Genomic DNA, 12,912 nt, shown 5'->3' on the forward strand with positions numbered 1-12,912 from the left:
GGATTCGGCGTCGTGGCTGGCAGGGGCGGGCGGCCTGCTGGACCGGCTGGATTCCCTGCTGCTCACCCTTGCCCTGGCCCTCCTGCTCACCTGAGCGCCTGATCGCCACCCCTGGAGACAGGTGTACGCCGCTCGCGGACGATCTCGTCGATGACGGCGGCCAGATGGCGCGGCTGGGAAAGCCCGAAGCCCGCCGGCGAACTCGTTGCGGGCGACGAGGGCCGCGGTCAGTGGTCCGCTGTCGCTGCGAGCGCGTAGTCGTAGAGGCGGTCCGCGGCGACCGGGTCGACCGACCAGGCCGCGACGCCGACGGTCGCCTCCGGGCCGCCCGGCACCACCTCGGCCTCTTGGTTGTCCGCCGAGAAGAACCGGCCGGTCACGCCGTTCAGCAGCGGGGACGCGGCAAGCAGCACCGAGGTGGCGGCGCCCTGTTCCGGGGTCGTGTAATGGTCCGGAGTCAGTAGGTTCCCCTCGTCGTCCATCGCGCCCACTGCCCGCATGATGGCGTCGTCAAGGTGCCGCTGCAGGTTGGTGTGGATGTAGCCGGGTTCGAGCGCGTTCGCGGTGATGCCGTCGGCGGCCCAGCGCCGGGCGGCAGCGACCGCGAGCAGCACGTCGGCCGTTTTCGACTGCGCGTACGCGGCCCATGAGTCGTACGGGCGGCGCTCGAAGTGCGGGTCGTCGAAGTCGAACGGCTCGCGCAGCTGAGCGCCCGAACTCACCATGACCACCCGCGAGTCGCCGGCCTGCCGCAGGTTCTCGTGGAGGCCGGTGATCAGCGCGAAATGCCCGAGGAAGTTCGTGGCCAGTTGCAGCTCCCAGCCGTTGGCGGCCACCTGGCGGGTGGGCAGCGCCATGATCCCGGCGTTCGCGACGATCGCGTGCACCGGTCCGGTCCACCCGGCCACGAACGCGCGCACCGAGCCGAGGTCGCTCAGGTCCAGAGCCCGCTGGTCACCGATGGGGTTGCGGGTCGCGACGGTGACCTCGGCCCCCGCACCACGCAGAGCCCGGACGGTCTCGAGGCCGATCCCGGAGGAGCCGCCGGTGACGATGATCCGCCGTCCGGTGAGGTCGACGCCGGTGAGGATCTCGGCGGCTGTGGTCTTGGCGTTGAATGGGGTGCTGATGCGTGTCATGACCCAACGGTAAGAACTCGTGGGTTGGACTTGGAATCGTAGTGAGCGTCCAAACCGATCCCCTTGAAGATGTCCTCACCCTCGTCGGCACGACCAGCCACCTGTCCGTCGGGCTGGTGGCCGGCGGCCGGTGGGCGGTGTCGTTCGAGCCGCCGCTGGGCGTCAAGTTCAACGCGGTCCGCCGCGGCCACTGCGTGCTCACCGTCGACGGCGTTCCTGAGCCGATCGAGCTGGCCGAGGGCGACTGCTTCCTGCTCACCCAGCCGCGCGCCTTCACCCTGGCCAGCGAGGTGGGGGTGCGGCCTGTTCCGGCCGGCCCGGTCTTCGCGGCGGCCACGGACGGCGTGGCACGGGTGGGGGCCGGCGAGGACGTGGTCTTCATCGGCGGCCGGTTCGGCTTCGGCGAGCGGGCCCAGGGGCTGTTGCTCGACGTGCTGCCGCCGGTGATCCACGTGCCCGGCCGCACCGCCGAGGCCACGACCGTGCGCTGGGCGCTCGAGCAGATCGACGCCGAGCTGCGCGAGCGGCCGCTCGCCTCGACACTGGTCACCGAGCATCTCGCCCTGGTCATGCTGATTCACCTCCTGCGCCTGCACCTGGTGGTGGCCAGGCCGGGCGAGACGTCCGGCTGGCTGGCCGGGCTCACCGACCCGATCGTGGCCCCGGCGCTGCGGGCCGTACACGCCCGGCCGGCTCATGCCTGGACGGTGTCCCAGCTGGCCGAGGTCGCGGCGGTGTCCCGGTCGACGCTGGCCGCCCGGTTCAAGCAGGTCGTCGGGCAGGGCCCGCTGGAATACCTGACCGGCTGGCGGATCGAACTGGCCGCCGACCGCCTGCGCCGCGGCGACGAGACGGTGGCGGCGATCGCCCGCGAGGTCGGCTACGGCTCGGAGAGCACGCTGAGCAACGCGTTCAAGCGGATCACCGGCACCTCCCCGCGCGACTATCGCCGCTGGACCACCGTATGACCGCGCTGCCGGCCTCCGGTCAGTCCCAGTCCTGGTCACCCGGGAGCAGCACGATGGTGTAGGCGCTCAGGATATCCGCCAATTCGCGGTATGTCTTGTGGGCGGGCGTGCGTTCCCGATCAGCGCGGTGACCGGCGAAACAGGTGGCAGAAACCGATCAGGAATCGAGAAGCGCCGGCGCCCGTGCCGCACCTAGCGTGACCGTCATGGACTTCACCATTCACGCGAGCTTCCTCCCGCACAGCGACCCGGACGCCTCCCTTGCCTTCTACCGCGACGCCCTCGGCTTCGAGGTCCGCAAAGACGTGGGATACGACGGGATGCGCTGGATCACGGTCGGCCCCGCCGGCCAGCCCGGCACCTCCATCGTCCTGGAGCCGCCGGCCGTCGACCCCGCCGTCAGCGACGACGAGCGCCGCACCATCGTCGAGATGATGGCCAAGGGCACCTACGCCGGCATCACCCTGGCCACCGCCGACCTCGACGGCGCCTTCGCCCGGCTCCAGGCCGGCGGCGCCGACGTCGTCCAGGAGCCGACCGAGCAGCCCTACGGTGTTCGCGACTGCGCCTTCCGCGATCCCGCGGGCAACCTCGTCCGCATCAACGAGCTGGGCTGAGACGAGATCGATCTCAGGTGCCCGTGGTGCTCCTACGCCTCGTCCCCTCCGCCTACCGGCCGGTGCTCGCCAACCGGGTGTTCCGGCGGCTGATCCTCGGCTTCGCGGTCTCGTACCTCGGGGACGGCATGAGCTTCGTCGCGGTGGCGTGGCTCGCCATCGAGCTCGCGCCGCAGGCGACTGCGGGGCTGTGGGTCGGCGGCGCGGTGGCCGCGTACACGATGCCTGGCGTGGTCGGCGCGCTGGTGTTCGGCCGGCTCGTCGTGCGCACCCGGCTTGCGTCCTGCTGCTGGCCCGGCGCGGGAACCGGTGAGCGCGCCTGGCGAGCCATTTGTGCAGGTGCACCGCATGGACTACACAGACCGATCAGGAACAGAGAAGCGCCGGCCCCAGGGCCAGGCGAACGGAGACCGCGAAGCCGGCCCCGCGTAACGGATGGAGACAGGATGAACATGGCCACGAGGACCGACACGCGGTCGCCCGCGCCGCACGTCGCCGACAGCCACGATCTGATCCGCGTGCACGGCGCACGCGTGAACAACCTCAAGGACGTCAGCGTCGAGCTGCCGAAGCGCCGGCTGACGGTGTTCACCGGCGTCTCCGGCTCGGGCAAGAGCTCGCTGGTGTTCGGCACGATCGCCGCGGAGTCGCAGCGGCTGATCAACGAGACCTACAGCGCCTTCGTGCAGGGCTTCATGCCGACGCTGACGCGGCCCGAGGTCGACGTGCTCAAAGGGCTGACGACCGCGATCATCGTCGACCAGGAGCGGATGGGCGCCAACTCCCGGTCCACAGTAGGCACCGCCACCGACGCCAACGCACTGCTGCGTATCCTCTTCAGCCGGCTCGGGCAGCCGCACATCGGCCCGCCAGGCGCGTTCGCCTTCAACGTCCCCTCGGTCCGGGCGAGCGGTGCGATCACCGTCGAACGCGGCGCCGGCAAGCAGGCCGTGAAGGCGACCTACACCCGCACCGGCGGCATGTGTACGCGCTGCGAAGGCCGGGGCACGGTCTCCGACATCGACCTCACCCAGCTCTACGACGACTCCAAGTCGATCGCCGAGGGCGCGTTCACCATCCCGGGCTGGAAGTCGGACAGCTGGTGGACCGTGCGGACCTACGCCGAGTCGGGCTTCCTCGACCCGGACAAGCCGATCCGCGACTTCACCGAGAAGGAGATGCGCGACTTCCTCCACCGTGAGCCGACCAAGGTGAAGGTCGAAGGCGTGAACCTCACCTACGAGGGGCTGATCCCGAAGATCCAGAAGTCGTTCCTGTCCAAGGATAGGGAGGCGATGCAGCCGCACATCCGGGCGTTCGTGGACCGGGCGGTCACCTTCACCGCCTGTCCCGAATGCGGCGGCACCCGGCTCAGCGAGGCGGCCCGGTCGTCGCGGATCGGCGGGATCAACATCGCCGACGCCTGCGCGATGCAGATCAGCGACCTGGCCGAATGGGTCCGCGGCCGCGACGAGCCGTCGGTGGCGCCGCTGCTCGCCACGCTGGGGCAGATCCTCGACTCGTTCGTGGAGATCGGGCTGGGCTACCTCTCACTCGACCGGTCGACGGGCACACTGTCGGGCGGCGAGGCACAACGTACGAAGATGATCCGCCACCTCGGCTCCTCACTCACCGACACCACCTACGTGTTCGACGAGCCCACCATCGGCCTGCACCCCCATGACATCCAGCGGATGAACGACCTGCTGCTGCGGCTGCGGGACAAGGGCAACACGGTGCTCGTCGTGGAGCACAAGCCGGAGACGATCGCGATCGCCGACCACGTCGTCGACCTCGGCCCCGGCGCGGGTACGGCAGGCGGCACCGTCTGCTTCGAGGGCACCGTCGAGGGGCTGCGGGCCGGCGGCACCCTCACCGGCCGCCATTTCGACGACCGGGCCGCACTCAAGGAGACGGTGCGGAAGCCCACCGGCACGCTGGAGATCCGCGGCGCGACGGCGCACAACCTCCAGGACGTCGACGTCGACATCCCGCTCGGGGTGCTGTGCGTCGTCACCGGCGTCGCGGGCTCCGGCAAGAGTTCGCTCGTGCACGGGTCGATCCCCGCCGGCGCGGGTGTGGTGTCGGTCGACCAGGGCGCGATCCGCGGCTCGCGAAGGAGCAACCCGGCAACGTACACCGGACTGCTCGAACCGATCCGCAAGGCGTTCGCGAAGGCCAACGGCGTGAAGCCGGCGTTGTTCAGCGCCAACTCCGAGGGAGCCTGCCCCGGCTGCAACGGTGCCGGCGTCGTCTACACCGACCTGGCGATGATGGCCGGTGTCACCACCACCTGCGAGGACTGCGAGGGGAAGCGGTTCCAGGCATCGGTGCTGGACCACCACCTCGGCGGCCGCGACATCAGCGAGGTGCTCGCGATGTCGGTGACCGAGGCCGAGGAGTTCTTCGGCGCCGGCGCGGCGCGGATCCCCGCCGTGCACGCGATCCTGACCAGGCTCGCCGACGTCGGGCTCGGCTACATCAGCCTCGGCCAGCCGCTCACCACGCTGTCCGGCGGCGAGCGGCAGCGGCTCAAGCTGGCCACCCACATGGCGGAGAAGGGCGGCGTCTATTCGCCGGCTGCGCCGGCTTCGACACGCTCAATCGGCTCGGGAACGCGAGCAAGCTCGCGTTCCTCTCGCCTCAATCGCGTGTATATCCTCGACGAGCCGACCACCGGTCTCCACCTCGCCGACGTCGAGCAGCTGCTCGGCCTGCTCGACCGGCTCGTGGACTCCGGCAAGTCGGTCATGGCGCACGCCGACTGGATCATCGACCTCGGTCCCGGCGCCGGCCACGACGGAGGCCGGATCGTCTTCGAGGGCACACCCGCCGACCTCGTCGCCGCCCGTTCCACGGTCACCGGCGAGCACCTCGCGGCCTACGTCGGCACCTGACCGGAGCCCTCGCGGACATGGCACTCAGGTCGTGACGAACTCGTACAGGTCGTGGGCCACCATGGCGAGCCGTCCCGGATCGTCCCGCCATCCAAGGGCGGACCCGAGCGGGCTGGTCACCTCCTGGTAGCCGATGACCTCCAGCTTCGCACCGGCGGTGCCCATCCAGAGTGCGCCCTCCTCCGTGGAGGCGAACCAGCACGGCCCCTGCGCGTAGGAGCCCCAGATGGTGCTGAAGTTGAACGCCTGGGGACGCCGGGTGTCGACGATCAGGTTGACCTTGTCCCTGAGCGTGACCTGCCCGTTGCTCCTGTCGACGGAGTAGTACCACAGGTTGTGGTCCGACGGCCCGACCGAGCAGTTCGCCACGAGAACGGCGTCTCCTCGCACGCTCACGTGGTTGATGCCGCGCTGCGCGCTCGGGTTGAAGACCGTCCTCGACAGGACACGTCCCGAGGGGACCTCCAGCACGCACACGTAGCCGTCCTCGGACCCCGTGACGACGAGCGCGGAGTCCCGGGAGCCTGCGAGCACCTCGACGGAGTAGATGTCGTGCAGGTCCCAGGGATTGACCGGGGCCGGGTTCCTGACGTCGATCGTCCGCAGGAGGCGTGGCGCGTGACGCTCGCTCGCCCGCCACACCGACAGGTGGCCGGTCGAGTGACCGAGCACCAGGTGGCCCGCCACGGCGATCCCGCCGGTGACCACGGTGAGCGCTTCGTCGTAGGCGTACGTCCCGACCAGGCGCAGGTCCTTCCATGAGCCGCTCGGAGAGGTCCAGAGGGCGAAGCTGCTGTTGTCGTTGGAGGTGACGATGGAACGCTCGCCGAGCGGGCTCAGCATCCGCACGCCCTGGAAGGCGGGGCTGTTGACCGCTTCGGTGATGAGCGGGCCGGCCGTGCCGGACTCCGTGAAGCCGAAGACGGTCATGGACCCGTCCCATCGCCCGACCGCGAAGTGGTCGTCGTCCAGCCAGGCCAGGGTTTGCGCCATCTGGTACGTGGTGCCGTTGGCGGTGATGGGCAGCGCCGTCGCCGGGGTGGCGTTCGGGGGAAACCGCACCCCTCTTCCCGCGAGTTCCAGGCGGGATCGCAGTGCGGGAGGCACGCCCTCGCCGGCGGGAAGTGACGTCGGCCGGTCCGCCGGCGTGCGCGCGGCGTCCCCCGAGCCCGTTCCCCACGCGATTCCCGCCACGGCGAGCCCACCTTTCAGAACGGTTCGCCGAGCCACCTCGGCGTCCTTCACCGGCTTGCTCATCTTCTTCCCGTCCACTGCCTATCGCAGCGCCTTCGAAATCTCCTCGACCAGTAATTGCAGGCGGGGTCCCCACCGTGACGCGACGTCGTCATCGAGCGCGACCACCTTTCTGTTGCGTACCGCGGGAATGCTCTGCCAGTTCGAGCGGGCGGCGACCGTCTTCGGGCTCTGGCCGCAGCAGTTCTTGTCCGCCAGGAAGATGAGGTCGGGTTTCTCGGCCCGTACCTGTTCGGCGGTGAGTTGCGGATATCCGCCGCCTTCCAGATCGTATTTGTCGGCTATGCTCCTCAGGTTGAACCTCTTGTATATGGAGCCGATGAAGGTGTTCGAGGTGATCGAGAAATACGCGTTGTCGAGCTCGTGGTAATAGGTCTTGTACGAGTTCTTCGGAGTGGCCGCGACGGTCTCGTCGATGCGCTTCCGCATGGACTCCACCAGGCGCGCGGCCTCGTCCTCGTGCCCGGTCCTCCTGCCGATCTCGCCGATCTGGGCGTAGACGCCTTCGAGGTCATCCGGCGCGGGCTGCAGGAGTATGCCCACCTGCTGCGCCTCCAGCGCGGGCAGGATGCTGTTGGGGCCGGCGGCGGGGGTTCTCTCCGACAGCACGACGAGGGTGGGCCGGAGCCCGAGAATGCGCTCCACGTTCGGATTGAGGCCGGACAACTCCTCGTTTATCTTGCTTTTGGCATCCGCCGGAAAGGACGACTGCTCGTCCACGGCCACGATCTGGTCGCCGGCGCCGACCGCGTAGAGGATCTCGGTGGCGGAAGGGGAAAGCGACACGATTCTCACTTCCTGCCCGCCGGCGCATCCGGCGAGTGGAAAGAGCGCGAGCACGGCCGCGAGGAGCGGTCGCACCACGATGTTCGCGGCCCCGCGCATCAGGGTTCCGTCTTTTCCCACACACCTGCTCCTTCCGACCAGCCGAACCTTTCCGGCAGCCTGGTGCTCGCGTTGATTCCCCTGGCCGTCCGCAACTGGGCCAGCGTGAGGTTGCGCGCGTTCGTGAGGTCGGCGGAACCCAGATTTGTCTCGACCATTTTCACGCGCTTGAAGTCGGCGCCGGCGAGGTTCGCCCCGGTGAGGTCGGCTCCGCTGAGATCGGTCCTGACGAATTTCGCTCCCGGCCCGATCGCGTTGACGAGCCTGGCGCCTCTGAGGTCGCTCCTGGTGAAATCCGTGTCGGCCAGACGTGCCGCGTTGAGGACCGCTCCATGCAATTTCGCGCGCGTCACCCTGGCTCCGCCCAGGCGCGCTCCGGTCATTTTGGCGGCTATGAGGTCGGCGCCCTGGAGTTGCGCCTCGCGTAGTTCCGCATGATCCAGTACCGCGAGATTGAGATCGGCTCTCTTGAGCCTGGCGTCCCGCAAACGGGCGTTGCGCATGTCAGCCGACTTGAACGTCGCCGAGTTGAGTGTCGCCCCCGAGAGGTCCGCGTAGGGCAGGCGGGCGGTGTCGAGCACCGCCCCGGCGAGATAGGCCTGACGGAGGTCCACCACGTCAGGCTGCTTGCGCTCCTTGCGCCGGCCGATCACGTTGAGAATCGCCTGGGTGTCCAGCTCCGGTCGTGCGGCGATGGGGTCGTCGCCGCGCGGCCTCAGGCCGCGCGTCGTGCTGCGGACGAAGGCGCACAACGCCTCGACGATCGTCGGCTGGTCGCGGACCGAGTCGGCGGCCACCCGCTCCATGGTGTAGATCCCGCTGAGCCGGACCGGCAGGCTCTTCGAGGAGAGCTGGCCGAGCGCGTTGGCGAACTGCTCGCTTCGCTCGGCGTCGCGTGCCTGGTCGAGCTGGTCGCGGGAGACCGCCACCGCCTCCAGCGCGCCCCTCGCGGAGAGGGAGGCGAAGAACAGGGCCGCCGCGGTGCCGATCCCGGCCAGGAAGGTGCCCAGGGCGGTGAACCACGCGAGCCACCCGGACGAGGCCTTCCAGTCGCCGGTCACGGCTACGGGGGGATTGGGGGCAGCGGCCGAAGGCCGCGCCGGTGACGCACGTCGCACGCGAGATAATCGCGAAATGAATCTTGGATCAGACATGTCCAGCCCGCCTGCGACATCTTTCCGGTACGTTCTGATCGCTGCCTGAGCGAGTATATGCCAGCTCGCCTTGTCAATAGTCGCGAGATTGCGATGATCGGCATTACCTGGCTCGAAGACATGCGAGCTATGAGCGATATGTCCATTTATTTCGGGATATAAACGATGCGTTGCTTTTGCTCTCTGGATAATGGCTCAGACATATAGGGATAATGCTTCATCGCGAAAAGGGCTGCACCGCCCGAGGCCTGCGGGACTCCGCGAGCGCCCCTGCGCCCGTCCGTTAGGTGCCCACGCAGTAGGTTATGAGTGCCTACACGTTTTGGCGGCGCAACGGACCAGTCGCCCGGTGGAGAGGAGGGGCGCATGGTGGAAGCGGTCGGGTTGAGTGAGCCGTACCAGGTCGAGTTCCGGGCGTTCACCAACCGCGACCGGATGACCGCTGGTATGCATGAGTGGTGCGGTGTCGTGTTCTGGAGGGGGGCGCGCTCGCATCCGAGGCGGCCCGGCCGGCCAGCTCCTGGACCGCCAGATGGCCGCCCTCACCGCGGTGGGCTGCATCCGCGTCTTCGCCGACAAGAAATCCGGGAAGAACGCCGAGCGCGAGGAACTCTGGAAAGCGCTGGACTACCTGCGCCCCGGCGACACTCTCGTGGCGCCCTCCCTGGACCGGCCCTGCCGTCGAACAACCCACGGTGCCAGCCGAGATGTTAGAAGCGGGAAGCTGATTACGCACTCAGGACATCAATGGTAATCGGCTTGCGCCTCAAGAGGCTTGAGGTACCACAGTGGCCCCATGAACGACTACGAGCTGTACCCCATCGGAGACGCCGCGCGCCGCAGGGGCCTGAGCGTGAGCGCTGTCCGGTTCTAGGCCGACACCGGGCTGATCGAGCCCACGGACCTGAACGAGGCTGGCCACCGGATGTACGACATCCACGCTATTGCCCGGCTGGAACTCGTCCGCACCCTGCGCGAGTTGGACACGACCTGGAGGAGATTCGCCGCCTGCTCGAAGGCGGCACGACCCTGCACGACCTGCTCACCACACACCTGGAGTTCGTCGAGCGCCAGGAGCGCACCCTGCGGGCCAGGCGGGCGGTGCTCAGGACCCTGATCAAACAGGGCGGCACCGCTCAGGCCGACCTGATGCACAAGCTCGTCTGGATGACCGACGAGGAACGCGAACAGACCATCGATGATTTCTGGAACGACGTCGGCGAGGACCTGGACGTCCCCGAGAACGTCGTCGACCGGTTGCGGACGATGCGCCCGGTTCTGCCCGCGGACCTCATGGCCGCCCAGCTCGAGGCGTGGATCGACCTGGCCGACCTGGTGCGGGACCCGGTGTTCCGCGACGCGGTCCGTACCTACCTGCAAGACATCTGGTCCACACCGGAGACCCGAGTCCTGGTGACCGAGCCGTTTCAGGACTTCATGCACGTGAGTGGGGCCCGGCTCGTAGAGGAACTCCTCGCCGCGTACCGCGCCGGAGAGTCTCCCCGGTCCCCCTGGGCCCAGCAGGCCGTCACACGCTTCATGGAAGCGGCCACCGCGCTGTCCGACACACCGCTCACCCCCGAAGTCCGCAACCGGATGGCCGACGGATACCGGCAGATACCCGACATCATGCGCCAGATCGCCGAAGAGGAAGCCACGTCCGAGAGCCCCGTCTACGACGACGCTCACGGCCGGTACCTGTCTCTGGTGGCGCTGATCAACGGGACTGCGACCGAGGAGGAGCATGACTCCATGCCTTATGCCTGGATCGCCGACGCCATGCGCGCCGTGGACCCGCCGGCTCCCTAACGACCGATGGTGGCTGATACCACGTTGGTCAACTCAAAGTCCGCTCCCGCACCGGCTCCCGCGAGCTGCTCTTCGGTCACGATCGGCCCCTGCCGACCGGAGCTTCTCAGATCGCCTGCGGCCTCGTTGTGGACACCGTCTCCAACGAGGGCCGCCCAGGTCAGGTGCCACGCAACGAGCAGCGGCTCAAGATGATGTCCGCCTGTGAAACGCCGGCGCCGTCACCCGGCAGGGCCCCGACGCACTCACGATCGACTCGTAGCCGGTTTTACCCGCGTATCTCGGCTGGACCCGATGCCCCGGTCCGCAGTAAATCCGGGAATTGCCGCGGACCGGGGCATCGCAAGGTCAAGGCACTGAGCTGCGAAAACGCTCGCTAGCGTTCGATTCCAGCCGGATGGTCCCAGCAATCCCTCTTGACGCACAGCCGATTTGTAAAGATATGCTTTACAAATGCAAGAAACGTTGACGGAGGCGCTGCGGGCCTTGAAAGCGCGTATGGAGGCGTTCCTCGCCGCACGTGTCCTGACGAGGAGCGACGACTGGGCCGACTCGATAGGGCGCGCCGTGAGCATGCAGGCGGCCGCCGATGACGTCGTGCGTGCTGTCGTGCAGCAGGCACGACAGCACGGCGCTACGTGGCAGGTCATCGGTGATGCGCTCGGCGTGAGCCGGCAGGCGGCGTTTCAGCGCTATGGCAAACCGATCGATCCAAGAACAGGAGAACCAATGAACACCACGCCGCTACCCGGCGTCGCCGAACTGGCCGCCTCGGTGATCGAGGACCTCGCATCCGGGCAATGGACGCGTGTCACCGAGCAGTTCGATCCGAGCATGCGCGATGGCTTGTCGGAGGATGCGCTCGCGGCCGCGTGGGCGCAGATCGTCGGCCTGTCGGGAGCTTTCGAGGGGCTTGGAGAGCCTGAGATCACCCGGGCCGGCGACCTGACGATCACGAACACGCCGCTCTCGTTGGAGGCGGGCGACTACACGGCACGGATCGCGTTCCGCGACGACCGCACCATCGCCGGTCTGCACATCCTCGAAAGGCAGACGTCGTGACCATCGAATCTCCGGGCGGATCGAAGACGGCCACGACCCGAGGCGGACCCCGCATGAGCAGCCGTGATCTGCGATCCATCGGCGTGTTCACCACCTTGGCGTTCGGGCTCGCCTGGCTTCTCGCGCTTCCGCTCTGGTTCGGTGACGGACTCGCCAGCTCCTGGTTCACCGTCGTGGCCGCCGCCACGATGATGACCCCCGCGATCGCCGCCCTTGTCGTCGTGTTCTTCGTGGAGCGGCCGCAGCAGAAGGTGTGGACGCTCGGGCTGTGGCCGTTGCGACCGGTCCGGAGACTGCTCGGCTATGGGGCGGTGGGGATCATCGTGTCCATCGCGCTCGTCCTGGTGGCGCTCCCGGTCGGTGCGCTGCTGGGTGTCTTTCCGGCCGATTTTGTGAACTTCTCCGCGTTCCAGCAGGTTCTCGACGAGCAAGCGGGCGCCGCGGGAGTGGCCGAAGTCCCGATACCGATCGGCGCGCTCATCGCCATCCAGCTCGCCGCACTCCCTTTGGCGGCGTTCATCAACCTCATCCCGGCGCTGGGGGAGGAACTCGGGTGGCGAGGGTGGCTGCTGCCGAAACTGATGCCGCTCGGTACACTCCCAGCCCTCCTGATCTCGGGCGTGATCTGGGGCCTTTGGCACGCTCCGCTCATCCTCCTCGGGTACAACTACCCGGATGCGCCGGGCTGGCTAGGCGTGACTGCGATGGTCGGCATGTGCATCCTGGTCGGCGCGGTCTTCGGTTGGCTGCGGCTCCGATCGGGGTCCGTGTGGCCCGCGGCCCTCGCGCATGCCGCGTTCAATGGGGCGGGCGGGACCTACCTCCTGTTCGCCAAGGCCGGCGAGCACGTCGACACCACGCAGGCGACGATCCTCGGCTGGAGCGGGTGGATCGTGCCGCTCGCGCTCGTCGTGATCCTGATCGCCACGGGACAGTTCGCTTCCGCGAAGCACCCATGACCGTGAAGCTCGTCTCACTGAAACCACAGGCTTACCAGGAAACCCTGGGCCCCCTGCCCCACGGGACCCTAACTCCCGGACAGTGATCTTTCCCTGGTCACGAATCTCCTGCAGCGCGGGGAGCGTGATCCCGCTCTCTGCGGCGATCTCTGCAAGCAGACGGTTTCA

13 protein-coding genes are annotated in these 12,912 nt (G+C 68.2%); 9 read left to right on the top strand and 4 right to left on the bottom strand.

All coding sequences use genetic code 11. The annotated features are described in order from the left end of the window. A partial coding sequence (locus tag ITP53_RS61180; protein ID WP_195897273.1) for a phosphatidate cytidylyltransferase occupies positions 1-94 on the top strand: 94 nt, incomplete at its 5' end. A gap of 133 nt (positions 95-227) precedes the next feature. Here ITP53_RS61180 and ITP53_RS21795 read toward each other — a convergent pair. After that, on the bottom strand, positions 228-1,139 hold the full coding sequence (locus ITP53_RS21795) for an SDR family NAD(P)-dependent oxidoreductase (RefSeq protein ID WP_195897274.1): 912 nt from the start codon (positions 1,137-1,139) through the stop codon (positions 228-230). Positions 1,140-1,180: 41 nt separating this feature from the next. Here ITP53_RS21795 and ITP53_RS60385 point away from each other — a divergent pair, with 41 nt between their 5' ends. The 3 genes from ITP53_RS60385 to ITP53_RS21810 all read left to right on the top strand — a co-directional run bounded on the left by ITP53_RS60385 (position 1,181) and on the right by ITP53_RS21810 (position 5,621). Next, on the top strand, positions 1,181-2,107 hold the full coding sequence (locus ITP53_RS60385) for an AraC family transcriptional regulator (RefSeq protein WP_195897275.1): 927 nt from the start codon (positions 1,181-1,183) through the stop codon (positions 2,105-2,107). Between the two features lie 206 nt (positions 2,108-2,313). Continuing rightward, complete coding sequence (locus ITP53_RS21805) at positions 2,314-2,724, top strand: VOC family protein (RefSeq protein ID WP_195897276.1); 411 nt, start codon at positions 2,314-2,316, stop codon at positions 2,722-2,724. Positions 2,725-3,170: 446 nt separating this feature from the next. Then, positions 3,171-5,621, top strand: a complete 2,451-nt coding sequence (locus ITP53_RS21810) for an excinuclease ABC subunit UvrA (RefSeq protein WP_195897313.1) — start codon at positions 3,171-3,173, stop codon at positions 5,619-5,621. 24 nt (positions 5,622-5,645) lie between these two features. Here ITP53_RS21810 and ITP53_RS21815 read toward each other — a convergent pair whose 3' ends face one another. From ITP53_RS21815 to ITP53_RS59355, 3 genes are all read right to left on the bottom strand, one after another. After that, entirely contained in the window at positions 5,646-6,815 is a 1,170-nt protein-coding gene (locus ITP53_RS21815) for a WD40 repeat domain-containing protein (protein WP_195897277.1), read from the bottom strand. Between the two features lie 81 nt (positions 6,816-6,896). Continuing rightward, positions 6,897-7,760 (bottom strand): ABC transporter substrate-binding protein, encoded by an 864-nt coding sequence (locus ITP53_RS21820; RefSeq protein ID WP_195897278.1) that lies wholly within the window; start codon positions 7,758-7,760, stop codon positions 6,897-6,899. Further along, the gene (locus tag ITP53_RS59355) at positions 7,760-8,821 is read right to left on the bottom strand and encodes a pentapeptide repeat-containing protein (protein ID WP_195897279.1); all 1,062 of its coding nucleotides are present in this window, start codon (positions 8,819-8,821) and stop codon (positions 7,760-7,762) included. The genes ITP53_RS21820 and ITP53_RS59355 overlap by 1 nt, the downstream gene beginning before the upstream one ends. Positions 8,822-9,365: 544 nt before the next feature. On the opposite strand from ITP53_RS59355, the gene ITP53_RS21830 reads away from it, so the two are divergent. From ITP53_RS21830 to ITP53_RS21845, 5 genes are all read left to right on the top strand, one after another. Beyond that, the gene (locus ITP53_RS21830) at positions 9,366-9,668 is read left to right on the top strand and encodes a recombinase family protein (protein ID WP_195897280.1); all 303 of its coding nucleotides are present in this window, start codon (positions 9,366-9,368) and stop codon (positions 9,666-9,668) included. A gap of 171 nt (positions 9,669-9,839) precedes the next feature. Then, a complete protein-coding gene (locus ITP53_RS60390; protein ID WP_328815314.1) occupies positions 9,840-10,031 on the top strand; it encodes a hypothetical protein in 192 nt (63 codons plus the stop codon). After that, positions 10,016-10,723: a hypothetical protein gene (locus ITP53_RS21835; RefSeq protein WP_328815316.1), complete on the top strand. Its 708-nt coding sequence runs from the start codon at positions 10,016-10,018 to the stop codon at positions 10,721-10,723. The genes ITP53_RS60390 and ITP53_RS21835 overlap by 16 nt, the downstream gene beginning before the upstream one ends. Positions 10,724-11,221: 498 nt before the next feature. After that, positions 11,222-11,785, top strand: coding sequence for a DUF3887 domain-containing protein (locus ITP53_RS21840; RefSeq protein WP_195897314.1), 564 nt, complete (start codon positions 11,222-11,224; stop codon positions 11,783-11,785). A gap of 53 nt (positions 11,786-11,838) precedes the next feature. Beyond that, positions 11,839-12,744, top strand: a complete 906-nt coding sequence (locus tag ITP53_RS21845; protein ID WP_195897281.1) for a CPBP family intramembrane glutamic endopeptidase — start codon at positions 11,839-11,841, stop codon at positions 12,742-12,744. The last annotated feature ends 168 nt before the right edge of the window (positions 12,745-12,912 follow it).

Origin of the sequence: Nonomuraea cypriaca (genome assembly GCF_015645445.1) — a bacterium.
In the GTDB taxonomy this organism is placed as follows: domain Bacteria; phylum Actinomycetota; class Actinomycetes; order Streptosporangiales; family Streptosporangiaceae; genus Nonomuraea; species Nonomuraea cypriaca.